The organism is Vibrio sp. S12_S33, assembly GCF_963889785.1.
GTDB lineage: Bacteria > Pseudomonadota > Gammaproteobacteria > Enterobacterales > Vibrionaceae > Vibrio > Vibrio aestuarianus.
This window is the reverse complement of sequence record NZ_CAWPQZ010000010.1, coordinates 56,508-82,707: the sequence shown is the minus strand read 5'-3', so window position 1 is coordinate 82,707 and position 26,200 is coordinate 56,508. Positions and strand designations below refer to the sequence as shown.

The 26,200-nt window shown below is 43.7% G+C and carries 24 protein-coding genes; 19 read left to right on the top strand and 5 right to left on the bottom strand.

Annotated elements, in window-relative coordinates:
• Positions 1-10 precede the first annotated feature (10 nt).
• Together ubiH and AACW06_RS06975 are read left to right on the top strand one after the other, a co-directional pair.
• Entirely contained in the window at positions 11-1,189 is a 1,179-nt protein-coding gene (ubiH, locus tag AACW06_RS06980; protein ID WP_192074538.1) for a 2-octaprenyl-6-methoxyphenyl hydroxylase, read from the top strand.
• A 12-nt stretch (positions 1,190-1,201) separates the two neighbouring features.
• On the top strand, positions 1,202-2,431 hold the full coding sequence (locus AACW06_RS06975) for an FAD-dependent 2-octaprenylphenol hydroxylase (protein ID WP_192074537.1): 1,230 nt from the start codon (positions 1,202-1,204) through the stop codon (positions 2,429-2,431).
• A 72-nt stretch (positions 2,432-2,503) separates the two neighbouring features.
• Here AACW06_RS06975 and AACW06_RS06970 read toward each other — a convergent pair whose 3' ends face one another.
• From AACW06_RS06970 to ygfZ, 3 genes are all read right to left on the bottom strand, one after another.
• Positions 2,504-2,710: a DUF1107 domain-containing protein gene (locus tag AACW06_RS06970; RefSeq protein WP_053310721.1), complete on the bottom strand. Its 207-nt coding sequence runs from the start codon at positions 2,708-2,710 to the stop codon at positions 2,504-2,506.
• Between the two features lie 564 nt (positions 2,711-3,274).
• Complete coding sequence (locus AACW06_RS06965) at positions 3,275-3,748, bottom strand: aminoacyl-tRNA deacylase (protein WP_192074536.1); 474 nt, start codon at positions 3,746-3,748, stop codon at positions 3,275-3,277.
• On the bottom strand, positions 3,741-4,712 hold the full coding sequence (gene ygfZ / locus AACW06_RS06960; protein WP_192074535.1) for a tRNA-modifying protein YgfZ: 972 nt from the start codon (positions 4,710-4,712) through the stop codon (positions 3,741-3,743). The genes AACW06_RS06965 and ygfZ overlap by 8 nt, the downstream gene beginning before the upstream one ends.
• Before the next feature lie 150 nt (positions 4,713-4,862).
• Here ygfZ and AACW06_RS06955 point away from each other — a divergent pair, with 150 nt between their 5' ends.
• On the top strand, positions 4,863-5,123 hold the full coding sequence (locus AACW06_RS06955) for an FAD assembly factor SdhE (RefSeq protein ID WP_053310724.1): 261 nt from the start codon (positions 4,863-4,865) through the stop codon (positions 5,121-5,123).
• A complete protein-coding gene (locus tag AACW06_RS06950; protein ID WP_192074534.1) occupies positions 5,092-5,508 on the top strand; it encodes a protein YgfX in 417 nt (138 codons plus the stop codon). The genes AACW06_RS06955 and AACW06_RS06950 overlap by 32 nt, the downstream gene beginning before the upstream one ends.
• Positions 5,509-5,539: 31 nt before the next feature.
• Here the strand turns inward: AACW06_RS06950 and nadB are convergent, their stop codons facing one another.
• Positions 5,540-7,147 carry an L-aspartate oxidase gene (gene nadB / locus AACW06_RS06945; RefSeq protein ID WP_053310726.1) on the bottom strand — a complete coding sequence of 536 codons (1,608 nt, stop codon included), beginning with the start codon at positions 7,145-7,147 and terminating at the stop codon, positions 5,540-5,542.
• A gap of 491 nt (positions 7,148-7,638) precedes the next feature.
• Here nadB and rpoE point away from each other — a divergent pair, with 491 nt between their 5' ends.
• The 11 genes from rpoE (at position 7,639) to acpS (ending at position 16,780) form a co-directional block, all read left to right on the top strand.
• Positions 7,639-8,211 carry an RNA polymerase sigma factor RpoE gene (gene rpoE / locus AACW06_RS06940; RefSeq protein WP_053310727.1) on the top strand — a complete coding sequence of 191 codons (573 nt, stop codon included), beginning with the start codon at positions 7,639-7,641 and terminating at the stop codon, positions 8,209-8,211.
• Positions 8,212-8,245: 34 nt separating this feature from the next.
• The gene (locus AACW06_RS06935; RefSeq protein ID WP_192074533.1) at positions 8,246-8,869 is read left to right on the top strand and encodes a sigma-E factor negative regulatory protein; all 624 of its coding nucleotides are present in this window, start codon (positions 8,246-8,248) and stop codon (positions 8,867-8,869) included.
• Positions 8,866-9,843 (top strand): sigma-E factor regulatory protein RseB, encoded by a 978-nt coding sequence (gene rseB, locus AACW06_RS06930; RefSeq protein ID WP_192074532.1) that lies wholly within the window; start codon positions 8,866-8,868, stop codon positions 9,841-9,843. Before AACW06_RS06935 ends, rseB begins: the two co-directional genes overlap by 4 nt.
• The gene (locus AACW06_RS06925; RefSeq protein ID WP_192074531.1) at positions 9,840-10,310 is read left to right on the top strand and encodes a SoxR reducing system RseC family protein; all 471 of its coding nucleotides are present in this window, start codon (positions 9,840-9,842) and stop codon (positions 10,308-10,310) included. Before rseB ends, AACW06_RS06925 begins: the two co-directional genes overlap by 4 nt.
• A gap of 112 nt (positions 10,311-10,422) precedes the next feature.
• Positions 10,423-12,216 (top strand): translation elongation factor 4, encoded by a 1,794-nt coding sequence (lepA, locus tag AACW06_RS06920; RefSeq protein WP_053310991.1) that lies wholly within the window; start codon positions 10,423-10,425, stop codon positions 12,214-12,216.
• A gap of 92 nt (positions 12,217-12,308) precedes the next feature.
• Complete coding sequence (lepB, locus tag AACW06_RS06915) at positions 12,309-13,205, top strand: signal peptidase I (RefSeq protein WP_192074530.1); 897 nt, start codon at positions 12,309-12,311, stop codon at positions 13,203-13,205.
• A 36-nt stretch (positions 13,206-13,241) separates the two neighbouring features.
• Positions 13,242-13,919: a ribonuclease III gene (rnc, locus tag AACW06_RS06910; RefSeq protein ID WP_053310732.1), complete on the top strand. Its 678-nt coding sequence runs from the start codon at positions 13,242-13,244 to the stop codon at positions 13,917-13,919.
• The gene (gene era / locus AACW06_RS06905; RefSeq protein ID WP_192074529.1) at positions 13,912-14,883 is read left to right on the top strand and encodes a GTPase Era; all 972 of its coding nucleotides are present in this window, start codon (positions 13,912-13,914) and stop codon (positions 14,881-14,883) included. Before rnc ends, era begins: the two co-directional genes overlap by 8 nt.
• Before the next feature lie 50 nt (positions 14,884-14,933).
• Positions 14,934-15,662, top strand: a complete 729-nt coding sequence (gene recO, locus AACW06_RS06900; RefSeq protein WP_053310734.1) for a DNA repair protein RecO — start codon at positions 14,934-14,936, stop codon at positions 15,660-15,662.
• Positions 15,659-16,390: a pyridoxine 5'-phosphate synthase gene (gene pdxJ, locus AACW06_RS06895; protein WP_053310735.1), complete on the top strand. Its 732-nt coding sequence runs from the start codon at positions 15,659-15,661 to the stop codon at positions 16,388-16,390. The genes recO and pdxJ overlap by 4 nt, the downstream gene beginning before the upstream one ends.
• A gap of 9 nt (positions 16,391-16,399) precedes the next feature.
• Positions 16,400-16,780 (top strand): holo-ACP synthase, encoded by a 381-nt coding sequence (gene acpS / locus AACW06_RS06890; RefSeq protein WP_053310736.1) that lies wholly within the window; start codon positions 16,400-16,402, stop codon positions 16,778-16,780.
• A 69-nt stretch (positions 16,781-16,849) separates the two neighbouring features.
• On the opposite strand, the gene barA is transcribed toward acpS, so the two are convergent.
• Positions 16,850-19,627 (bottom strand): two-component sensor histidine kinase BarA, encoded by a 2,778-nt coding sequence (gene barA / locus AACW06_RS06885; protein WP_192074528.1) that lies wholly within the window; start codon positions 19,625-19,627, stop codon positions 16,850-16,852.
• Positions 19,628-19,812: 185 nt separating this feature from the next.
• Between barA and rlmD the strand changes: the two genes are divergently transcribed.
• From rlmD to AACW06_RS06865, 4 genes are all read left to right on the top strand, one after another.
• On the top strand, positions 19,813-21,135 hold the full coding sequence (gene rlmD, locus AACW06_RS06880) for a 23S rRNA (uracil(1939)-C(5))-methyltransferase RlmD (protein ID WP_192074527.1): 1,323 nt from the start codon (positions 19,813-19,815) through the stop codon (positions 21,133-21,135).
• 63 nt (positions 21,136-21,198) lie between these two features.
• Entirely contained in the window at positions 21,199-23,421 is a 2,223-nt protein-coding gene (relA, locus tag AACW06_RS06875; protein WP_192074526.1) for a GTP diphosphokinase, read from the top strand.
• A gap of 90 nt (positions 23,422-23,511) precedes the next feature.
• Complete coding sequence (mazG, locus tag AACW06_RS06870; protein ID WP_192074525.1) at positions 23,512-24,321, top strand: nucleoside triphosphate pyrophosphohydrolase; 810 nt, start codon at positions 23,512-23,514, stop codon at positions 24,319-24,321.
• 203 nt (positions 24,322-24,524) lie between these two features.
• On the top strand, positions 24,525-26,165 hold the full coding sequence (locus tag AACW06_RS06865) for a CTP synthase (protein WP_053310741.1): 1,641 nt from the start codon (positions 24,525-24,527) through the stop codon (positions 26,163-26,165).
• The last annotated feature ends 35 nt before the right edge of the window (positions 26,166-26,200 follow it).

Here is a 26,200-nt window from a genome sequence, read left to right as displayed (position 1 = left end):
TGAGGTTGTTGTGAAGCAATTTGATGTGATTATTGCGGGTGGCGCAATGGCTGGTGCAACACTTGCTTTGGCGCTAGATCGCCTGTCTCAAGGTCAGTTAACCATTGCTGTAGTTGAAGCGTATCAAGCCGATAGTGAAGCTCACCCAGGCTTTGATTCTCGTTGCATTGCTTTGTCGTATGGTACGGTGCAAATTCTACAGCGCCTAAGTTTATGGAATTCGCTACAAAAGGTAGCAACCGCCATTGAACACATTCACGTGTCAGATCGTACTCATGCGGGAATGACGGATATAACTCATCATCAATTGGGTTTAGATGCGTTGGGTTATGTGGTTGAATTAGCTGATGTCGGGCTGATTTATGCCCAGCAAATAGCGCAATGTTCAAACATTGAATTGTTTTGTCCCCAATCAGTTCTGCAAGTTGAACGCAGTGAGAAAAGTGTAGTAGTAACACTGGCTGATGGGCAAAACATAGCGGCGAAATTACTGGTTGCGGCAGATGGCGCTATTTCCACTTGTTGTGAACAGGTGGGGTTAGCTCTATATGAGCATGATTTTGAGCAAGTTGCTGTTATTGCCAATGTACTGACTCAGCAACCGCATCAGGGACGAGCTTTCGAACGTTTTACTGCAGATGGCCCTGTTGCACTGTTACCCATGAGTGATAATCGCCTCTCTTTAGTGTGGTGTTTACCACCAGAAAAAGCACAACAGATACTCAGCTTAAGCGATGACGCTTTCTTATTGCAGCTTCAACAAGCATTTGGTTGGCGTTTAGGTAAAATGAATAAAGTGGGTGCTCGTGCCAGTTACCCATTAATATTACGCTACCGAGAGCAAAATATATCGCATCGTTTTGCTATTGTTGGTAATGCGGCTCAAACCTTACATCCTATCGCAGGGCAAGGTTTTAATTTAGGCATTCGAGATGTAGTTAGTTTGGCCGATGAACTGGTCAAGCAATTGAGTGATGTGGGGGAGTATCGTGGTTTACATGCTTTTAAACAGCGCCGCGAGCAAGACAGATTAGCGACGATTACCTTGACCTCATCACTGGTGCATCTGTTTTCTAATGATTGGTTAGCGACTCGCATTGGTCGAAATGTAGGACTGGCGATGATGGATAATTTACCGTGGCTAAAAATGCCTCTGCTGCGTCGTACACTCGGCGTGGTTAATCGATAAAAAGGTTTGAATATGATGCAAAGCGTTGATATTGCGATTGTTGGTGGTGGAATGGTCGGCTTAGCATTAGCGGCCTCCTTTAAGCACAGCGATCTTCGTATTGCCGTGATCGAGGGTAATGTCCCCAATGGTGAGCTTAACGAACTACCCGATGTACGAGTGTCAGCTTTAAGTCGTTCTAGCGAAATGATTTTGCGTAATCTTGATGCATGGTCGGGTATTTTGCAGCGCCGTGCTGCACCTTATTCTGCGATGGAAGTATGGGAGCGTGACAGTTTTGCACGCATTGAATTTAGTGCTAACCAACTGACTCAACCAGACTTAGGACATATTGTCGAAAACAGAGTGATTCAGTTAGCGCTGCTAGAGCAAGTGAAAAAGCAGGCTAATGTGACGCTATACATGCCAACAAAATGTCAATCTTTGGCTGTCGGTGAAAGTGAGGCTTGGTTGACATTAGATAATGGGCAATCATTGACGGCGAAACTGGTTGTCGGAGCTGATGGTGCGAATTCTTGGGTCCGTCAACAGCAGGATATTCCTCTGACTCACTGGGATTATGGGCACAGTGCGATTGTTGCTAACATTCGCACAAGTGAGCCTCACCAATCAACGGCAAGACAAATCTTTACACCGCAAGGTCCTCTGGCATTCTTACCGATGAATGATCCTCATATGAGTTCCATTGTTTGGTCAACGGAACCAAGCCGCGCAGAACGCTTGGTACATTTGTCGGAGCATGAGTTCAATAAGATGCTAACTGTAGAGTTTGATCACCGTTTAGGTCTATGTGAAGTGGTTGGAGAACGAGCGGCTTTCCCACTAAAAATGCGTTATGCAAGAGACTTTGCCCTTGAGCGTATTGCGTTGGTTGGCGATGCTGCACATACCATTCACCCACTTGCGGGGCAGGGCGTTAACCTCGGATTATTAGATGCCGCCAGTTTAGCTCAAGAAGTGCTTGCACTTTGGTCTAAAGGTGAAGATGTGGGGACTAAGAGTAATCTACGTAGCTATGAGCGTTGGCGTAAAGCGGAAGCGGCGAAAATGATAGCAGCGATGCAAGGTTTTAAAGATTTGTTCGAAGGTGACAACCCAGCGAAGAAATTGATTCGAGGTATTGGGATGCGTTTAGCTGGCCATCTTCCCGGAGCAAAAGACGAGATTATGAAGAGAGCATTAGGTTTAAAAGGCCACCTACCTGATTTGGCAAAAAGCAAAATGGTGTTGTTGGAACCTTAAAGTTATTACTTGATACAAAGCAAAAGGGTTGGCAAATCGCCAACCCTTGTAAATTCTGTCGTTAAAACTGCATCAAGCGTAAGCGCAACGTAATCTCATTATTTCCTGATTCACTTCTTTTACTGTTTGGAAATGGCGTTTCTCTGCACGCTCTGGCAAGACCAATTTGCCATTATTAAATTCAAATTTTCCCACACCGTAAATGTAAATTCTTCCTTTAAAAAGACGACTTACGTGTTTTGCAATCATCCCCGGTGTATAGCGCTTAAACAGTCTCATACTACGATCCTTCTATTGTTCTTGCACTGCAAATTATATTAAACCCCCGTTAAAAATAGTGTGATATTAATAGGGGATTATGCAGTAAAGCCTAACTTGTTTGGATATTTGTGCTGCTGTTGGCAAAATTTTGGATAAATATCCAAGTTCGTGTGATGTTTTCCTCAAAACAGGGTTTGCTAATGAACTTGCCCTTGTTTTACTCGGTGCTTATTAAGCCCGAACAATATGACACTTTTAATAATAGTTGCATTTTATTTAAATGTGATAATTTTTGGTGAATTTTCTGACAAAAAAATGCCCGCTAAATGTGCGGGCGAATAGTCACAGATGCATTACACAAAAAGTGGATGTCCTGAAACAATCAGTGGATTCACTTTTTTGTTGGTGAAGGATACAAAAGAATGTTCATTCTGATTATGCTTTGACCAACGTCTGCAAGAGTACGTTAAAAAACTCGCAATGACTATTTATGTTTTAATTTTGACTAAAAATTCACCGTCAATTTTAATGTATTTCGGAATTGCTCACGAAATAATGTAATGGATTACATTGTTTCATTGTTCAGCGGACGATGTCTGCGATAATTGGATGGCAAAGCGCGACTAAATCTTGACAGCGAAGTGCGATTCCAGCCATTTGGGTACCACTGCTGATAGTTACTTGTTGCTCATTCAGTAGTTGCCTATCAAATATGATAGGCATTGATGTGAGTAGCAGTAATGGCGTGACAGTGCCTACTTGGTAGCCTGTAATGAGTGCAACGTCTTCGATATTCACACAGGTCATACGACGTCCCTGAAATATGGCGCGTACTTTTTTGGGATCAACAGCTTTATTTCCCGGAACGCAGGCGAGTGCATATCGGCCACCTAACTCTTTTAAAACTATCGACTTTACCATTTGCTTTGGGTGAATGCCGCGCTGCTTGGCGGCATCTTCAATCGTTTTCGCTGGAGTTTGATGGGGCATTAGGCGATAAGAGACCCCTTGCTCTGTTAAATAACGAGTGATGTGTGTATCGAATGTGTTATTCATCTTCAAGAGAATAAGGCAACGTTTGGATCAACCAACGAGTGCTAGGTTTATTAGCTAGACGAAATTGAGTGTCATCTTCTAAATTGTTAGGCAGCACAATCAAGCCAATGGCTGTTTGATCGGCAAAGGTATAATAGGCGAGTAAGTGCCCAACACTACGCCAATTCTCACCGACCGAACGCTCCAATACAATGGGTTCATCACTGTTCAATGCTTGCTCGGTATTGCCTTGCACAAGGTACATGGCCCGTTTGTTGATACCACGGTATTTAGCGCGAGCTACTGTTTCTTGACCAGTATAACAACCTTTACTAAAACTAATTCCATTCAGCGCTTGCAAGTTCAACGCTTGAGGAATGTGTTCTCTTTGATCTACTTGAGTGATAAGCGGAATACCTTCTTCGATATCAAAACGTGTCCAAAGTACTTCGCTGACTTTAGTGGCATCACTGCTGCTGATGAGCTTTTGTGCGATAGGTTCAGTTATCAGTAATAGCCAACGTTGTGGTGATATTTTTACAGCGCTACCACCTTCAATACTGCGAACATCACCTTGATCTTTAGTTAATGCATTAATGTATTGTTCAGCGTTGTCACCGAATACACCTAAAGCAACATCTTGACTTTGTTTTATCTCTACTTTTGAAAAAATCGCGTACTTTTTCAGTTCGTTGAGCTCTGCTTCTATCGCTGATAATGGTTGGAACATCGCATAACCATTATTGTGGTGAAAAAGGCGAAACACTGACCAAACCTTACCTTTGGCGTCACAATGTGCACCGAATGTGGATTGTGTTTCCTCAAGGGTAACTACGTTGCAGGTCACTTGACCTTGCAAATAGGCTTTTTTGTCATCGCCCTTCATGGTGATTGCTCCCCATGAATTGAGATGAGACATCATTAAGGGGGGAAGCGTGTCATTGGCGGTCACTGAGAGAGGTGTAAATGCGTTTTGCCAGTCCATGTTTGTCTACCTAAAAAGTAAAATGTAGACACTATGTTAGTCTGGTTCAGTTTTTTTGTCAGCTTGAACAGGGACTGTGACTCATCTACTAGTTGAATTACCATCCGCTTGATACACTCTGCGCAAATAAACATAAGGTGAGGAAAACCGATGTACACCACTGAAGAAAAAGCAAGAATTAAGTGGGCCTGCCGTCGAGGAATGCTAGAGTTAGATGTGGTTGTAATGCCATTTTTTGAAGAATGCTTCGACTCGCTTGGTGAAACTGAACAACGAGATTTCGTTTCCCTACTGGAGTGTGATGATCCAGATCTATTCATGTGGATCATGGGGCATGGTCGCAGTGAAAATTTAGGGCATGCCGCTATGGTGGACAAGATTGTCGCTCATAACCTCAGCAAAGTACGTTAAGTTTACACTTCAAGCTTCTTATTTCGCCTGTTTGGCTCATATCATATTGTTGATGTTGGTCATATGGGCGTTGTTGATTTCTCCTCTTCCTCTTGTTTCGACTCTCTTCTTTATCATCTTCTTATTGTCAGCGGGTTACCAATTCGATCTATTGCCTCCATGTGTTAGCGGTGATGTTACCTTGCATAAGGATGACAGATGTCAGTGGCTTGAACAGACATTTATTATTGAAAAGGTCTCATTGCAATTTTCGTTTATGGTGCTTGTGCTGTACTCAGAATGTGGGCAGCGCTATCTATTGTGGCGAGACACTTGTAGTGATGAACTGTATCGACAGCTATTGGTTCGATTAGGGCAAATCAATAAACAACAAAAGGAGCCATAAAGACTCCTTTTGTTTAACTACATGTTTATTCCTAGCCTTGCGGTGTCAGAATTGTAGGCCCGCTATCTTCGGCCAATTGTGGGTAGTCCAATGTGTAATGCAAACCACGGCTTTCTTTGCGTTGCATTGCACAGCGAACCATCAGCTCGGCGACTTGCAATAAATTTCGCAGTTCCAATAAATTGTTCGAAACACGGAAATGACTGTAGTACTCATGAGTTTCTTGTTGCAGCAATTGGATGCGACGTAATGCACGCTCCAAACGCTTGTCAGTACGTACGATGCCCATGTAATCCCACATGAATAGACGCAGCTCGTGCCAGTTATGTTGAATAACAACTTCTTCATCTGAGTTATTCACTTTACTTTCATCCCAAGCTGGTAAACTTGGAGGAAGTTGTGCTTCAGGCAGTGCTTTCAGAATATGTTGCGCCGCAGACCATGCATAGACAACACACTCAAGTAACGAGTTTGAAGCCATACGGTTAGCACCATGTAGCCCGGTATAGCTGACTTCACCGATTGCATAAAGGTGTTTGATGTCGGTCTGACCTTGCTTGTTGACCATTACCCCCCCGCAAGTATAGTGTGCAGCAGGCACTATCGGGATCGGCTCTTTGGTCATATCAATCCCCAATTCCATTAGACGAGAATGGATGGTGGGGAAGTGTTTTTCGATAAAATCAGCAGGCTTATGGCTGATGTCTAGGTACATGCAATCAGCACCTAGGCGTTTCATCTCAAAATCTATCGCTCGGGCAACCACATCACGCGGTGCCAGTTCTCCACGCTCATCAAAATCAGGCATAAAGCGTGAGCCATCAGGGCGTCTTAAAAATGCTCCTTCGCCACGTAATGCTTCTGTCAAAAGAAAGTTACGAGCCTCAGGATGGAACAAGCAGGTTGGGTGGAATTGATTAAACTCCAAATTTGCAACGCGGCATCCTGCGCGCCAAGCCATGGCAATGCCATCACCAGAAGAGACATCGGGATTGGATGTATATTGATATACCTTCGATGCGCCCCCTGTGGCTAAGACCACGAATTTCGCGCGGATGGTTTCAACGTGTTCTTGATTACGGTTCCAAACATAAGCGCCAATGACTTTTTGTTTGTCACCACCAACTTTGTCTTCAGTGATCAAATCTAATGCATTATGACGTTCAAGAATGGTGATGTTTGGGTGGTTATGAACATTATCTTGAAGGGAAGTTTGCATCGCCATGCCAGTTGCATCGGCAGCATGAAGGATACGTCGATGGCTATGACCACCCTCGCGAGTTAAATGATAACGAGGAGCTTCATCACTGTCATTTTCTTCTCTGTCGAAAGGAACACCGCCATCAATTAGCCACTGAACACTCTCTTTCGCGTGTTCTGCGATAAAGCGCACGGTATCTTCTTCACAAATACCAGCCCCTGCGATTTGTGTATCTTCAACGTGTGATTCAATACTGTCTGATTCGTCAAAAACAGCCGCAATTCCTCCTTGAGCGTAATAGGTGGCCCCCTCACTGCGAGGTCCTTTGCTTAGAACAATTACTTTTCCATGTTTTGCTACACGCAGAGCTAACGACAAGCCTGCTGCACCACTACCTACCACTAATACATCACATTGATGTTCACGGTTTGCGTTCATAAAACTTTTAAATTCCCGAACTATAGTAGAGTTATCCAACTCTTATTTAAAAAATGTACTGCATGTATCTATACTCTTGAAGTGCTTAAGTCGCAAGGTTTTATCCCTTCTTACTTGAAGATGCTGCGGTGTTGGCGGCGTTCGTTTACCTGTAACTCCAAGTAGTTTTGGTATATCCATTAGCTGCGTAAGCGGGACTTCGATCATCTAGATAAAATAAAGGTAAATTATCTCGTTAAAATGCAATACTTTAGTCAATGCCATTGTCTTTCGTACTATCGACCCTCACTATGTTGTGAGGTTTGCCGAATTGAAGTTACGTCACACTTATCGATTGTGAATGGCAAATATTTTTAGACAGAATGGAACTTCCCATTCTTCCTTGAGTCACAATAGTGCTCATGTAAGCGGTGGTGTCAATACTACACTTTGCATAATGAATGCCCATATCTGAGAAGGTAAGGGGAATAACAATAGGAGTACACGCTCGAATGAACGAGCAGTTGACCGATCAGGTATTGATTGAGCGAGTTCAGAGTGGGGATAAGCAAGCGTTTAACCTTTTGGTCTTAAGATACCAAAATAAAGTCTGCAACCTTATTTCTCGGTATGTGAGCAATTCTGGAGATGTAGCGGATGTCGCCCAAGAGGCATTCATCAAGGCGTATCGTGCTATCCCAACTTTTCGTGGAGAAAGCGCGTTTTACACTTGGCTATACCGTATTGCTGTCAATACTGCTAAAAATCACATTGTTGCGCAGAGCCGTAGGCCACCCGCAAATGATGTTGATGCTGAAGATGCTGAATATTATGAAAATGGTAATGCGCTAAAAGAAATATCGAACCCTGAGAACATTACGTTGTCCAAAGAATTGCAACAGGTAGTGTTCAGTGCGATAGAAGCGTTACCTGAAGATTTAAAAACGGCGATGACGTTGCGTGAGCTTGAAGGCTTAAGTTACGAGGAAATCGCAGAAGTTATGGATTGTCCTGTAGGAACGGTGCGTTCGCGTATCTTCCGTGCTCGTGAAGCGGTAGAAAAGAAGATAAAACCTCTTTTATAGCGTTCAAACCAGTAATGAATATGGTGAATAAATAATGGCTGACAAAGAAAAACTTTCAGCACTCATGGATGGGGAAATGGTCGATAAGGCACTAATCCAAGAATTAGAGCTTGACCAAGAAAGTTTACAAACGTGGAAGAATTACCATGTAATTGGTGATGTGATGCGTGGTGATGCCCCAGTACGAGTTGAATGGAATATTGCAGAAAGTGTGGCGTTAGCATTGGAAAGTGAGCCTACGCACAGTCGTTTACATTCGGCCTCTGTTGTTGATATTCAGCATGGAAATCGTGAGTCTCAACCTACGTCATCGCAAGCCCGTCGACAATTACCAGCATGGCTTTCTCAGTTTGGACAAGTCGCTGTGGCTGCTTGTGTCTCGCTTGTGGTTGTTTTGGGGGTGCAGCAATACAGTGGTAGTGATCCAACCGCTACTCAAGGTGATCAATTACCTGTATTACAAACAGTACCGTTCACTGGTAGTGTTGAACCGGTTAGCTTGACTCGTGATTCTGTCAAGCGACACAACAATGATGCTAATATGCAAGAGCAACGCCGCCGCGTTAACGCGTTATTACAAGATTACGAGCTGCAACTTCGCTTAAATAGTGAAAATGCTAGTTTGCACAACGATGTACATCAATCGGTAGCTGAATGAATAAATACCTGATCAGTGCGTTGGCGCTGTTCAGTTTGAACTCTACATTAGCCTTTGCAGATGACCAACCTGCAGAGGCTTTGTTGCTTCAAATGAACGAAGCCAGTCAGCACTTAAATTATGAGCTGTCTTACATTCTTATTAAGAAAAGCAGTATCGAACCTTTACTGTATCGTCATGCGAGTAAAAGTAACCAACAATTTGCTCACCTCGTCTATCTCAGTGGGCCGGTCAGAGAAGTGATTCGTCGTGGTGATGAAGTCAGTTACATTGAGCCAGGCGTAGATCCGTTCACCATCGAGTCGAGCTCAATGGTTGCACCGACGATTCCTATGCTCGATAGCGATGTTGGCGCATTAAGCCAATATTACGACTTTGTTAAAGTCGGTCGTGCTCGCGAAGCGGGTACTGCTTGTCAGGTTGTGCGTATTGTGCCTAAAGATGGGCTGCGTTATTCCTATGTTTTATGGGTTGATGAAGCCAGTTATTTGCCACTACGAGCAGATTTAGTTGATAGAGATGGTGAAGTATTAGAGCAATATCGCACCATATCTTATGCGATCAGCGACAAACTTGCCGATGCGATGGAAGGGCTCAATGCCGTCAAACTTCCGGAAGTATTGTCTTTACCAAAGGGTAACCTTAACGAAAGTTTTTGGAATGTAGGTTGGACCCCTGGTGGTTTCGAACCCAAAGAACTGAACCGCTACCGTATGGCCATTACTGAACGTTTGGTTGAAAGCCAAATGTTTAGCGATGGTTTGTTCAGTTTCTCTGTGTATATTTCAGATAGCGACAATTATTCGTTAAAAGGTCAATTGGTTCGCCAAGGTCGCCGTACTTTACATAGTTTTGTGAAAGGCAATAATGAGGTCTCGGTGGTGGGTGATATTCCACCAGAAACCGCTAAGCGTATTGCTCAGTCAATTACGTTTAAAGCGATAAACAAAACCAATAAGGTGATGGCACCATGATGACGGCGTTGGCGACAGTGACTTCTGTTCAATTAAAGCAACAAGGGTTTCATGTTGAACTCAGTTGTGAACAGCAGACCAGTTGCAGCACTTGTTCTTCATCAAAAAGTTGTGGGACGGGGATTGTTTCTAAAGCTGTGGGCAACAAAACACTGCACTGGCAACTCAATACAGACAAAACAGTCAAGCCTGGTCAGGTGATTGAAATTGGTTTTCCTGAAAAAAGCTTACTTCAATCGGCGGCTTTGGTTTACCTAGTACCGTTATTTATGATGATGCTTGGAGCTTGGCTCGGTGATGCTGTTATTGCCCCTATGTTTAATGGTGACGAAGGTTTGGTGATTATGAGCGCGGCACTTTTTATCGCCGTTGGGATCATCATTGCCAAGCAATTCTCCACCGTTCTTGAAAAACGTTCACAGCTTGAAGTGGTTTTGGTTCGAGTCCTCGGTGAGCCCATTGCCTAATTTATGATGCGATCCCTATCGAAATTGGGTAGAATCTGCCAACTTTATGGAAACGCCACTTGATGTCGCGTTCTTATGTTCCTTTTTGCAAGAGTTTAGTCATCCCAAACCTATGAAGCACATTCGTAACTTTTCGATTATCGCCCACATCGACCATGGTAAGTCGACCCTCTCTGACCGTTTAATCCAAGTTTGTGGTGGATTGAGTAATCGTGAAATGGCAGCTCAAGTTCTCGATTCTATGGATCTTGAACGTGAGCGTGGCATCACCATCAAAGCGCAGAGTGTGACGCTCGACTACCAAGCAAAAGATGGCGAGACATACCAGCTCAACTTTATCGATACTCCTGGACACGTTGACTTTTCTTATGAAGTTTCCCGTTCTCTTGCCGCCTGTGAAGGTGCATTATTAGTAGTGGATGCAGGTCAAGGTGTTGAAGCTCAAACCTTGGCTAACTGTTACACTGCGATTGAAATGGAACTGGAAGTTGTTCCTATTCTTAACAAAATTGATTTGCCAGCCGCAGAACCAGAGCGTGTAGCGGAAGAGATTGAAGATATCGTTGGTATTGATGCGATTGATGCTGTTCGTTGTTCAGCTAAAACTGGTCTCGGGGTTGATGATGTACTCGAAAAGATCGTTTCTGGTATTCCGGCGCCAGAAGGTGATCCTGATGCGCCACTGCAAGCTTTGATCATTGACTCTTGGTTTGATAACTACTTAGGTGTGGTTTCTCTTGTACGCGTGAAAAACGGCGTATTGAAGAAGAATGATAAGATTAAAGTGATGAGTACCGGGCAAATTTGGGGTGTTGATCGTTTGGGGATTTTTACGCCAAAACAAGTCGACCAAACTGAATTAAATACTGGTGAAGTGGGCTGGGTTGTTTGTGGCATTAAAGACATCCTTGGTGCGCCAGTTGGCGATACGTTGACTTCAGCAAAAACACCATGTGAAAAAGCGTTACCAGGATTTAAAAAGGTGAAACCTCAGGTTTATGCTGGTCTTTTCCCGGTTTCTTCTGATGATTATGAAAATTTCCGCGATGCATTAGGTAAACTTAGCCTTAACGATGCATCACTTTTTTATGAGCCAGAAAGCTCGGCAGCACTAGGTTTTGGTTTTCGTTGTGGCTTCTTGGGTATGCTCCATATGGAGATTATTCAAGAACGTCTAGAGCGTGAATACGACCTTGATCTTATCACCACCGCACCAACGGTAGTGTATGAAGTTGAAAAAACTGACGGTACGGTACTTTATGTTGATAGCCCTGCTAAATTGCCAGCGGTTAATGACATTGAAGAAATTCGTGAGCCGATTGCTCGTTGTAACATTCTGGTACCGTCTGAATACCTAGGTAATGTGATTACCTTGTGTATTGAAAAGCGTGGTGTGCAGGTTGATATGGTTTACCACGGCAACCAAGTAGCACTGACTTACGACGTTCCTATGGCTGAAGTGGTACTCGATTTCTTTGACCGTTTGAAGTCGACATCACGTGGTTACGCATCATTGGATTACGGTTTCCAACGTTTTGAAGCATCAAGCATGGTTCGTGTTGATATTTTGCTTAATGGTGACAAAGTGGATGCTTTGGCTATCATCACGCATAAAGACAACTCGCAAACACGTGGTCGTCAAGTTGTTGAGAAGATGAAAGAATTCATCCCTCGTCAAATGTTTGATATTGCGATTCAAGCCGCGATTGGCAACCATATTATTGCTCGTTCAACCGTCAAACAGCTACGTAAAAACGTACTAGCAAAATGTTACGGTGGTGATGTGAGTCGTAAGAAGAAACTGTTGAAGAAACAGAAAGAAGGTAAGAAACGCATGAAGCAAATTGGTAACGTAGAGTTACCACAAGAAGCGTTCCTTGCGATTCTTCATGTTGGTAAAGATTAATCATTGCGTTGAATGTACCGTTCATCATGCAGTAATCATAAGTGAAAGAGTTTCGGCTCTTTCACTTTCGTATTTTTAGATAAGGGAAGTCCATGGCAAATACATTCTCACTCATCTTGGTGATCGTGACCTTAGTGACCGGAGTTGTCTGGGTGCTCGAAAAGTTGGTTTGGGCAAAGAAACGCCAGCACAAAGTGGCCGGTATTGAAGCGCAAACCAATGGATTAGATGCCAGTGTGACGGCTAAAGTCGCCGCTCAACCATGGTGGGTAGAAAATAGTGTCTCTATTTTCCCTGTGATTGCTTTGGTGCTGGTGTTGCGTTCGTTTATCTATGAACCGTTTCAAATTCCATCTGGTTCAATGATGCCAACACTATTGGTTGGTGATTTTATTCTGGTTGAGAAATATGCTTATGGTTTGAAAGACCCAGTATGGCGTACTCAATTGATTGAAACGGGTAAGCCTGAGCGTGGAGATATTGTGGTTTTTAAATATCCACCACAGCCAAGCATTGACTACATCAAACGTGTAGTGGGTATGCCTGGAGATACGGTTCGCTATAGCAGTAACAAGGAAGTTTGCATCCAAGCTCAAGGTTCAACAGAATGTAAACAGGTCAAACTGTCCAATGTTGAAGAGAGTGAGTTCAACCAAAATGGTATCCCTTTAATTCAAGTGAATGAAAAGCTAGGCCAGGTTGAACACCAAATTTTGATCAATCCATTGCGTCGTGATCGCGTTGATGCGTATCAACCTCGTCATGGTGTTAACGAGTGGGTTGTTCCACAAGGTCAGTATTTTGTGATGGGTGATAACCGTGACAACAGTGCTGATAGTCGCTACTGGGGTTTTGTCCCAGAAGCAAACTTAGTCGGTAAAGCCATTGCTATTTGGATCAGCTTCAAATTTGAGCGTGATGCCGATAGCGTTTTACCTTCATGGATTCCAACTGGTGTGCGTTTTAACCGCATTGGTGGTATTAACTAGGCTAGCCTTGGCTAGCCATCATTACATCGAGAGAGCATGAATTCTCCAATTAGCAAATTAGAAACTAAACTCGGCTATCAATTTAATGATCCCGAGTTTATTTCCTTAGCACTGACACATCGCAGTGCAAATGGTAAGCACAATGAACGTCTTGAGTTTCTGGGCGATTCAATTTTAAGTTTTGTCATCGCCGATGAGCTATACCATCGTTTCCCTAAAGTGAATGAAGGGGATATGAGTCGTATGCGCGCTACGTTAGTTCGTGGTCATACTCTGGCGGAACTAGGTCGAGAATTTTGCCTAGGAGATTACTTAAAATTAGGTCCAGGTGAGTTGAAAAGTGGCGGTTTTCGTCGTGATTCAATCCTTGCTGATGCCGTAGAAGCCATCATTGGTGCTATTTACTTAGACAGCGATGTTGAAGTGATACGCGGTATTATTTTGAGTTGGTATCAAGATCGTTTAGATGCCATCGAGCCCGGCGTTTCACAAAAAGATCCAAAAACTCGCCTTCAAGAGTTTCTGCAAGGCAGAAGAAAACAGCTGCCAATCTATACAGTGACTAATATTAAAGGTGAAGCACACAACCAAGAGTTTACGGTGTCGTGTGATGTCGCAGGAGTAGGAACCCCTGTAATTGGTAAAGGCACTAGCCGTCGCAAAGCTGAACAAGCGGCTGCTGAAATTGCACTAGAGCAACTAACAAATGGCTGATAACGAATTCGACTTAGATGCATACTTTGCATCAAATACTAGCGCTAATGAAGCAACGGCACCCGATGATCAACACTGTGGTTTTGTCGCCATTGTTGGCCGTCCTAATGTTGGTAAATCAACGTTGCTAAATAACCTACTTGGGCAAAAAATTTCGATCACATCGCGTAAGCCGCAAACTACTCGCCATCGTATTATGGGCGTGGAAACTGACGGTCAATACCAAGCGATTTATGTCGACACTCCAGGGCTACACATTGAAGAAAAACGTGCCATCAACCGCTTAATGAACCGAGCGGCGAGCAGTTCTTTAAGTGATGTCAACTTAGTGCTGTTTCTTGTCGATGGCACTCAGTGGACTGCTGATGATGAAATGGTGCTTAACAAACTACGTAACGCTAATTTCCCTGTTGTTCTGTGTGTGAATAAAGTTGATAACGTGAAAGATCGTAATGACGTTATGCTGCACATGTCTGAACTATCTAAGAAAATGGAGTTTGTCGATATCGTACCGATTGCCGCTAAACACGGTAAAAATGTCGATGTATTACGTAAACACGTGTGTGAGCATTTGCCGAAAGCGACACACCATTTCCCTGAAGAGTATGTGACTGACCGTTCTCAGCGTTTTATGGCATCTGAAATTGTACGTGAAAAATTGATGCGCTTTACCGGTGAAGAGCTACCTTATTCTGTTACGGTTGAAATTGAACGCTTCGATTACAACCCTGAAACGGATGGCTTTCATATCAATGCTTTGATCCTAGTCGAACGCAGCGGTCAGAAGAAAATGGTGATTGGTAAAGGTGGTGAGAAAATTAAAACCATCGGCCGCGAAGCCCGTTTAGATATGGAAGAGCTATTTGGTCGCAAGGTTTACCTCGAAACTTGGGTGAAAGTGAAGTCCGGGTGGGCAGATGATGAACGCGCCCTTCGTAGCCTAGGTTATATTGACGATCTATAACCCATATTAGAGATGAGTAGTCATAGTGCTGCTCATCTCTGAGTTACTTTATGTCTGAAGGTTTACAACGTTGTTTTGTCCTCCATCGACGTCCTTATAGCGAGTCGAGTTTGATCCTTGATGTTTTTAGCGAGGAGTATGGTCGTGTTACTTTGATGTCTAAAGGTGCGCGCAGCAAACGTTCGAATCTCAAAGGTGCTTTACAACCTTTTACCCCCTTATTACTCAAATGGTCGGGCAACAGCTCGATGAAAACCCTTCGCCAAGCAGAACCAATCAGTTTAGGGTTACCTCTTTATGGCATTACTCTCTACTCTGCGATGTACGTGAATGAATTGATTGGGCGAGTGTTAGCACAAGAAGTGCCTGCTCCCGGTCTGTTTCATGACTACTTGCATGCCCTTACCGAACTTGCTCAATGTGATAATCCAGAGCCTGCACTGAGACGTTTTGAACTCGCCCTGCTCGCAGCAATGGGCTATGGCGTGGATTTTTTACATTGCGCAGGAACAGGCGAAGCGATTGACCCAGAGATGACGTATCGTTATCGCGAACAGAAAGGCTTTATTGCGTCAGTGCGCCGAGATAACTTAACCTTTATGGGGAATGAGTTGATCGCAATTAGTGAACGTCGCTTCGTGACCAAAGAACAACTTCAAGCGGCAAAACGCTTTACACGTATAGCCTTAAAGCCGTATCTTGGCGGTAAACCTTTAAAGAGCAGGGAACTTTTCCTGCCAATGACCAGTTTTTCCAAAGTACGGAGTATAGGAAAATGAGCGCAATTTATTTAGGCGTTAATATCGATCATATCGCAACTTTACGTAATGCACGTGGTACCAAATATCCAGACCCAGTTCACGCTGCTGAAATCGCTGAACGCGCGGGTGCTGATGGCATCACAATCCATTTGCGTGAAGACCGACGCCATATTAAAGATCGCGATGTTCGTATTTTGCGTGAAACGCTGCAAACTCGTATGAACCTTGAAATGGCCGTGACTGATGAAATGGTCGATATTGCTCTAAAAACACAACCTGAATTTGTTTGTTTAGTGCCTGAAAAGCGTGAAGAACTGACCACTGAAGGTGGTTTGGACGTTCTTGGTCAGCTTGAAAAAGTCAAAGCAGCAACCGAAAAGCTGACGGAGGCAGGGATTAAAGTATCGCTCTTTATTGATGCTGATCGTGAACAAATTGACGCCGCTAAAGCATGCGGTGCACCATTTATCGAGCTGCATACTGGTCATTATGCTGACGCTGAAACGGAAACGGATCAACAAGATGAGTTGAAGAAAATTGCAGCAGCGGCAAGTTATGCCAGTGACCTTGGCATCACAGTTAACGCTGGTCATGGTTTGACTTACCATAACGTAGCGGCTATCGCTGCATTGCCTGAAATCTATGAATTGAATATTGGCCACTCTATCATTGGTCGCGCCGTGTTTGACGGTTTAGATAAAGCTGTTGCTGACATGAGAGCAATCATGCAAGCGGCGCGTAAATAAGGGTAACGAGTGGCTATTGTTGGTCTAGGTAGTGATATCGCAGAAATCGAACGTATAGAAAAAGCATTATCACGCAGTGGTGATGCTTTTGCCGAGCGTATTTTGACACCGCAAGAGCTCGCTGTATTTACGTCATTGAAGCAAAAGGGCCGCTATCTTGCCAAGCGCTTTGCAGCCAAAGAAGCAGCATCGAAAGCGCTAGGTACAGGTATTGCTCATGGCGTGAGTTTTCAAAATTTCACGATTAGCAATGATCAAAATGGTAAACCACTGTTGACGCTCTCTGGTAAGGCTGCGCAATTGGCTGAAGTTGCTGGTGTGCAACATATCCACTTAACGATATCGGATGAACGTCACTATGCGGTCGCAACGGTGATATTCGAATCGTAGTTATGCTCATTGGAGTTGCGCCATAATATGGCGCAACTCCAACCTATTCTTATTGTTCAGGTTTAATGGCTAAACCAGATAAGGTTTTGCCGTGACGACTACTTTTTCCATCTCATCTTGCAGCTCAAATATCTCTGGCTCAATATCACTGATCAATTGTCCTGCTCGTAGAGCTTGCTCAATAGTGGCACACACTTTTTTCAAGCGCGGAACGCCACTGTACGAGCAGCTACCATGCAGTTTGTGTACATGATGGAGCAGATCTTGCGTTGAATATTCATCATCTTCTAATGCCATTGCAACGACTTGATTAATTTCAGGGATCGACTCTACCAACATTTTCAGTAGATCTTTTGCTAAGTCTTCCTTGTTGGCTGACTGTTTGAGGGCCGTTTGCCAGTCAATGATGATGGTGTCGATATGTGCGACTTCTTGAGCCTCTATCATCGGTTCCAAGTGCTCAAGGAGCTCTAGCTTTTCAACTTCATGGCTAGTCGTGTGTGGATTCCAGTGAATCAATACCTGCTGCAAAATATGTTCTTCGATAGGTTTGGTTAGGTAATCGTCCATACCAGCTTTCAAGAGACGATCTCGCTCCCCAACCATGGCATGAGCGGTAACAGCGATAACGGGGGTTTGAGCATTAAGCTGGGTCTTTTTGATTTCCTGGCATGCGGTAACGCCATCCATATGCGGCATTTGGATGTCCATCAAAATAATATCGAACTTATGATCTTTCGCCTGTTCGATGGCATCTTGGCCATTGGTACAAGAAACAATGGTTTCTACGCGCTCTTGCAGCAGTGCCATGATCAATTTTAAGTTGGCTGGGTTATCATCAACCGCCATGACTTTCAGTGGTAGTTTATCAAACTCGCTAGGTGATTCCGGTACCTCTTGAATGGCGGGTTGGTGGGCAATCAATATTTGCAGCAGTTTTTTCCGCGATAGCGGCTTGGTGATGCACTGTACTGGATATTGCTGCATCAGATGATCGGATAGCGCAAGCTCAGTACTTGGCGTACCAATAATGACATTATTTGCTATATTAACGGCGTTGTTGACCCATTGTTCAACTAACTTAATGTCAGTTTCTTTACTCGGTGCTAAATTAAGTAGCACATAATCAAAATGTTCTGACTCTTCAGGCATCACTGAACGATAAGTAACATGTAGCCCCGCTTGAACCAACATCTGCTGTGTAATCGAGGCTGCTTGCATATTGGGTTCAATTAGTAATAATTGTTTACTGCTGAGTATCTGAGGGTCCAACCAATCACTCATTGGCATTTCGGTGATGTGCAACCTCAGAGTAAACCAGAAGGTTGAACCTTGGTGTAGGCGGCTGGTTAAGCTGATTTCCCCCCCCATTTGACTGACCAGTTTCTGAGTAATAACTAGTCCCAAGCCCGTGCCACCATAGCGACGCGAAATACTAGCGTCAGCTTGGCTAAATGCTTGAAATAGTTGAGCTTGTTGGCGCTCAGAAATACCAATCCCCGTATCGCGAACCATGAACTGTAGCTCTACCACATCATCGCGCTGCGAGCGCATTTCGACACTAATATCGATATTGCCGCGTTCAGTAAATTTAATCGAGTTACCCACAAGGTTGGTCAGTACTTGCTGAATTCGTAGTGGGTCGCCAACTAAGCCAGCTGGGATTTTTTGGTCAACTTTAAGCGTGATTTCCAGCCCTTTTTCATGAGCGCTGGTGGCTTGCAAATTCACCACTTCTTCTAGGCTTTCTTGGAACTCAAATGGAATGTTTTCTAATGCCAATTTACCCGCTTCAAGCTTAGAGAAATCTAAGATGTCATTGATGATATTCAATAAGTTGTTTGCTGATTTTTCGATGGTTTGGAGGTAATCCATTTGACTGTTGCTGAGCTGTGTTTTCAGCATTTGACGGGTAAAACCGATCACACCGTTAAGTGGCGTGCGCAGTTCATGTGACATATTTGCAAGAAACTCTGACTTCACGCGTGCCGCTTCTTGGGCGCGTTTTTTAGCAATATCGAGTTCGACGTTTTGAATTTCTAATTGTTCTAAGGTTTCACGTAAGTCAGAGGTCGCTTGATCAATGCTGTGTTGCATCTCAACATGATATTCCGATAGCGAAACTGCCATCGCATTGATACCTTTTTTGAGCGAATCCAATTCGCCGTGCATTTTACCTTCAATGCGCACATCTAAATGACCACGGCGAATTCTGTCCACCATATTTTTCATATGGGTAATAGGACGTGTGACGTCATGCAATAGTCGAAATGCGAAGGCTCCTGATAACCCTAACCCAAGCGCTAGTACCAAAAAGGCTGAAAAAATTTCTTGATACTGCTGTAAGCGCAAAGATGAAAGATCCAACTCTATCGCAATATAACCTAATGCTGGCGTGGTGGCTTCAGAGCCCCCACCTTCAATTAGACGGCTTTCTTCGAGGATGGGAGTGCGTAAAATTAACGTATTCTCGGTCAGGTGTGAGCTACTAAGGATCGGTATCGGTTTATCTTTTGGGTAAGTCAGGCTTTCAAAATTGGGGTGAAAGTTAGACGTTACAAATAATTCGTGGTTGGCGTCAAATACAGCAATACTGCGAACTAATTTCGAATTTTTGCGGTGTGCATAACTGATAATACGTCGTACTGATTCTCGGCTTTGATTCTTTAACGCCTCTTCGCTAGCAATCGCTAAGGGTTCAATGATGTTCGCCCCTGCATTAATCACCTGATTTTCAAGATCGTGGTAGCGATTAAAGGAAAAGAAAGCACTCAGCAATAAGCCGATAATCAAGGTTGGAGCTAGGGTTAAGGTAATAACGCGCGCGCGTAAGCCATATCTGGTCATTATTGTCTAAACATCGTGGTGTGGATATGGGAAAATAGCCCGCAGTTTGACAAGCGAAGCTAGTACGAAAATCGTTTAATTAGCGGTTAGCTTAATCAAATCGAGTAAATTCGACAATCATCCCCGCACTAAATAGTGACGCTAGGGCAGAAAAACACCGATTAAATCTTACGTAGGCATAAAGCATGGCACGTTTTTTCCAACCGAAAAAGAAAACGCAACTAGAGACCAAACATCAAACGGTATTGATTGAGCGGCTTGATCACCAAGGGGCAGGCATTGCTTATCAGCAAAAGAAACCGATCTTTATCGATGGTGCTCTGCCGGGCGAACAAGTGCTTATACAGCTTAGTGAAAGTAAAAGTAAATTTTCTCGTGGCCAATTAATCAAAGTGTTAAAGCCAAGTGAGCAGCGCATTAATGCGTTTTGTCCGCATTACTCACAATGTGGCGGCTGCGATCTACAACATCTGACCCATGAGGCTCAAATCGAGCATAAACAGCAAACGCTCAGTCAATTAATGACAAAATTTGCAGGCCAAACGTTGACATTGTCTGAGCCGGTTTCAGGCCCCGATAAAGGTTATCGTCGTCGGGCACGTATCAGCTTACTGTGGGATAAAAAACAGCAGCAACTGCTATTTGGTTTTCGAAAAAAACAGAGCAAACAGATAGTAAACATCACAGACTGCTCGGTATTAGAGCCGCAGTTAAACCAGCTACTTGCCCCTTTAAAGGCGTTATTAACCACGTTTAAACAGCAAGCACAGCTCGGCCATGTAGAACTGGTGTTAGGTGAACAAGGTGCAGTCATTGTGCTAAGGCACCTCAAAGCATTAGCTCCAGAAGATAAACAAGCCTTACTTGAATTCGCTGCGCAGCATCAGGCAACGCTGTACGTTGTCCCGCAAAGTGAGCAACTTGAAATTCTCTTAGGAAAAGAAGCCTCTTACAGTGAGGGCGGGGTGATAATTCCATTTTTGCCGTCGAACTTCATTCAGGTCAATCGTTACGTGAACCAGAAAATGGTTGAGCAAGCGATGGACTGGTTACAGATTTCTCCAGAGGATCGGGTACTCGATTTATTCTGCGGTTTGGGTAATTTTAGTTTGCCGATAGCTAAGCGTGCACAATTTGTGGTTGGTGTTGAAGGCGTTGACGAGATGGTCATACAAGCACAACAGAATGCAAAGCACAACAATATAAACAATATCGCGTTCTACCAAGCAAATTTGGAACAAGATTTGTCGAGCCAAGAGTGGGCAAAGGAAAAATTTGCTAAAGTACTGCTCGACCCAGCACGTGCAGGAGCAGTTGGTATTGTTGATCAACTTTCTCGTTTAGGCGCTAAAAGTGTTGTTTATGTCTCTTGTAACCCAGCGACGCTTGCTCGAGATAGTCAAAGCTTGATAAGCCAAGGTTATAAATTAGTAAAATTAGGCATGTTGGATATGTTTCCGCATACGAGTCATTTAGAATCTATGGCGCTATTTGTAAAAAATCGGTAAAGAGAGAACTAATCTTTAGACGGTTAGTCGAATAACACAAACTATAAAACTAGGACGAATTAGATGGTTGCGGTTCGAAGCGCACACTTAAATCCAGACGAACAGTTTGAGCTAAAAAAATGGATTACGAGCTTAAAGCAAGAGAAAAATACCTCCGCGAAACTGACGGAAGTATACCGCCAATGCGAAACCTTATTGGCTGGTCACTCAAAATCGACCCTATTGCTTTGGCGTGGCAGAGAGATGATCGAAATACTGGTCACGCTTTCTATGGACCGAGCCACCTTGGTTGCCGCCCAATTGTTTCCTATTGCGACTAGCGGTATTGTTGAGCGTGAAGTGCTAGAAGAAACCTACGGCAAAGAGGTCGTTAAACTGATTGATGGCGTGGAAGAAATGGCCGCGATTGGTCAGCTTAATGTGACGATGCAAGGTAGTGAAGCATCAGAACAAGTCGACAATGTACGTCGTATGTTACTGGCGATGGTTGATGATTTTCGCAGCGTAGTGATTAAACTGGCTGAACGTATTTGTAATTTACGTGAAGTGAAAGATGAGCCGGATGAAGTGCGTCGCCTTGCCGCTAAAGAGTGCGCTAATATTTACGCGCCGTTAGCTAACCGTTTAGGTATTGGTCAACTTAAATGGGAAATTGAAGATTACGCGTTTCGTTATCAGCAGTCAGAGACCTACAAACAGATAGCAAAACAACTGTCAGAACGGCGTATTGTCCGGGAGCATTACATTCGCGATTTTGTCGATGATTTACGCTCTGAAATGAAAGTATGTAATATCAATGCTGAAGTGAGTGGTCGTCCTAAGCACATCTACAGTATCTGGCGAAAAATGCAGAAGAAAAACCTCGCTTTTGATGAGCTATTTGATGTGCGTGCCGTACGGATTATTGCTGATAAACTGCAAGACTGCTATGCCGCATTAGGGGTTGTACATACTAAATATAAACATCTTCCTAGCGAGTTTGATGACTATGTCGCTAACCCTAAACCCAATGGTTATCAATCCATCCATACTGTGATTTTAGGGCCGGAAGGCAAAACCATCGAGATCCAAATTCGAACCAAACAGATGCACGAAGAATCTGAACTAGGGGTTGCTGCGCACTGGAAATACAAAGAAGGTGCATCAAACGCCCGAAGTGGCTATGACGAGAAAATTACGTGGTTACGTAAGCTACTTGATTGGCAAGAAGAGATGTCTGATTCTGGCGAAATGTTAGATGAACTTCGAAGCCAGGTATTTGATGACCGCGTATACGCGTTTACCCCTCGTGGTGATGTCGTCGATTTGCCAATGGGAGCGACACCACTCGACTTTGCTTACCATATTCACTCTGAAGTTGGGCACCGTTGTATTGGGGCTAAAGTGGCAGGACGTATCGTGCCTTTTACCCATAAATTATCAATGGGTGATCAAGTTGAGATTATCACACAGAAAGAGCCCAACCCATCGCGTGATTGGCTAAACCCATCGACAGGTTTTGTTCATTCTGGTCGTGCGCGCGCAAAGATTAACGCATGGTTCCGTAAGCAGAGTCGTGAAAAGAACCTAGAAGCTGGGCGTGAAATTCTCGACGATGAATTAGCTAAAATTGGCGCGACATTAAAAGATGCCGAAAAATATGCTCTAAAACGCTTTAACGTAAATACACCGGATGAGCTATTTGTCGGTATTGGTAGCGGTGATTTGCGCATTAACCAAATCGTTAATCACATTAATGCCTTAGTCAATAAGCCAACGGCTGAACAAGAAGATCGACAGGCGCTCGAAAAGCTTCAAGAGTCGGAAGCTCGTACACCACAACAAAGCAGGCCACATAAAGATGCAGTTGTAGTGGAAGGGGTTGACAACTTAATGACCCATTTAGCGCGTTGCTGCCAGCCCATTCCTGGTGATCTCATCAAGGGCTACATTACTCAAGGGCGAGGTATTTCAGTGCATCGCAGTGATTGTGAGCAGCTCGAAGAACTTAGTCATCATGCTCCAGAGCGTATCATTGATACCGTATGGGGTGGGGGTTCTGTTGGTTTGTACATTCTAACGCTGCGCATTGAGGCAATGGAACGTAGTGGACTAATCAAAGACATTACCACCTTGTTAGCCAACGAAAAAATCAAAGTGCCGAGTATGAAAAGCCGAGTGGATTATAAGCGCCAATTGTTGATTATGGACTTTGATCTTGAACTCAATAATATTGAAGTATTATCACGAGTGATTAAACGACTTGAACAGTTGAAAGATGTGATGTTAGTGAAGCGTCTTGGCTGATTTAATTAGTGAATACAAAATGCGATTAAAAGGTGAGTGGCTTTAGCTACTCACCTTTTTCTTTAAAAATTGATGTTAAGGACAAAAAAAATGAGTCATCCAATTGAACAACTTGAACGGATCATGGCGCAATTGCGTGACCCAGAAAATGGTTGCCCTTGGGATAATAAGCAAACTTTTGAAAGTGTGGTTCCTTATACTATTGAAGAGACTTACGAAGTGGTCGATGCCATTCATAATCAAGACTGGCCAAACCTAAAAGAAGAATTAGGTGACTTACTTTTCCAAGTGATTTTTTATAGCCAAATGGCCAAAGAACAAGGTTTGTTTGATTTTTCAGAAGTTGTTGCTGCGGTCAATGAAAAGCTAACGCGTCGCCATCCGCATGTTTTTTCTGATACTAAGTTTGAGAATGAAGCTCAAATTAACGCCAATTGGGAAGCAGAAAAAGCCAAAGAGAAAGCGCAAGCAGGCAAAAAACAACAAAGTATTCTAGACTCAATACCACAATCATTCCCTTCACTTTTACGTGCTACAAAAATCCAAAAAAAGTGTGCTAAATATGGTTTTGATTGGAATTCACTTGGGCCTGTTGTCGACAAGGTTCATGAGGAAATCGACGAGGTCATGGAAGAAGCTTTGCAAGTCAATCCTGACTTTGCACGAGTGGAAGATGAAATGGGGGATTTGCTATTCGCTACGGTTAATTTGGCTAGGCATTTAAAAACCGACCCAGAAGTGGCGTTGAATAAAGCAAATCGCAAGTTTTCTCGCCGATTTCAAGCGATTGAAGCTATGGTGGCAGAAAATGAAAAACAGCTAACGGACTTGTCATTGGATGAGTTAGATGCGATGTGGAATGAAGTGAAAAGATCAGAAACAGCAAAAAATAAATATTGAAGGCTATGTTGACTTTTTGAGGCTAATTTTCTGCTTTTGCGTGGTGCAATAAGTCATATCGAATGGTGCACTTTGATTTGAAGCAAAAAATAAAAAACAACAGTGTGATAGATTTCACGTTGTAGCGGATAAGGGCTTCTGGTATATTTTCATCCCGTCCAGAAGAAATCCATTTCCCTCATTCAACCAATTTCAGGTTAAACATGACGACAAATTACATTTTTGTTACTGGCGGGGTTGTATCCTCTCTAGGTAAAGGTATTGCGGCAGCATCTCTTGCGGCGATTTTAGAAGCTCGTGGTCTTAAAGTGACTATGATGAAGCTTGACCCTTACATCAACGTTGACCCGGGCACAATGAGCCCAACTCAACATGGTGAAGTGTTTGTCACGGAAGATGGCGCTGAAACTGACCTTGACCTTGGTCACTACGAACGTTTCATTCGTACCAAAATGACTAAGCGCAATAACTTTACTGCTGGTCGTGTTTATGCCGATGTATTGCGTAAAGAGCGCCGTGGTGATTATCTAGGTGCAACTATTCAGGTTATCCCTCATATTACTAACGCTATCAAAGACCGCGTTATCGCAGGCTCCGAAGGTCACGATGTGGCTATCGTTGAGGTTGGCGGTACAGTGGGTGATATCGAATCACTGCCGTTCATGGAAGCTATTCGTCAGCTAGCGATTGAAGTTGGCCGCGAACACGCAATGTTCATGCACCTTACTTTAGTGCCTTATCTTGCTGCTGCTGGTGAAGTGAAAACTAAGCCAACACAACACTCAGTGAAAGAACTGCTTTCTATTGGTATTCAACCTGATATTCTGGTTTGCCGTAGCGATCGTATGATCCCAGCGAACGAGCGTAAGAAAATTGCCCTGTTCTGTAACGTGCCAGAAAAAGCAGTTATCTCAATGAAGGATGTGGATTCAATCTACAAAATCCCTCAGTTGATCAAAGCTCAAGGTCTTGATGATATTGTTTGTAACCGTTTTGGTATTAACGCGCCAGAAGCGAACCTTGCTGAATGGGAACAGGTGATTTACGAAGAAGCGAACCCTACTGCTGAAGTCGTTATCGGTATGGTTGGTAAGTACATTGAATTACCAGATGCCTATAAATCAGTTAACGAAGCATTGAAACATGCCGGCCTGAAGAATCGTCTAAGCGTTAAAATTAAATATATTGATTCACAAGATGTTGAGACGAAAGGTACTGAAGTGCTCGCTGACTTGGACGCTATTTTGGTTCCTGGCGGTTTCGGTGACCGTGGTATTGAAGGTAAAATCCTTGCCGCACAGTATGCTCGTGAAAATAAAGTACCTTACTTAGGTATTTGTCTTGGCATGCAAGTAGCGCTCATTGAATTCGCGCGTAATGTTGCGGGCCTAAAAGGTGCACATTCAACAGAATTTAACAAAGAAACAAAATACCCTGTGGTAGGCTTAATTACTGAATGGGTAGATGGTGAAGGTAACGTAGAAGAACGTACTGAAAAATCTGATCTTGGTGGTACTATGCGTTTAGGTTCGCAGCTTTGCCACTTAGAAAAAGGCACCAAAGCGTACGAGCTTTACGGGAGTGCGACAATTCATGAACGCCACCGTCACCGTTATGAAGTCAACAATAATCTTCGTCCGCAGATCGAGAAAGCTGGCCTAAAAGTATCAGGTCTGTCTGCTGACAAGAAATTAGTTGAAGTGATAGAGAACCCTGCTCACCCATGGTTTGTAGCAGCTCAGTTCCACCCAGAATTCACATCAACCCCTCGTGATGGTCACCCACTATTTGCAGGCTTTATTAAAGCAGCAGGTGAGTTCCAACGCGGTGAATCAGAGAAGTAACAAGGATACGGGCAGTTGCAATTGTTGTGCTGCTG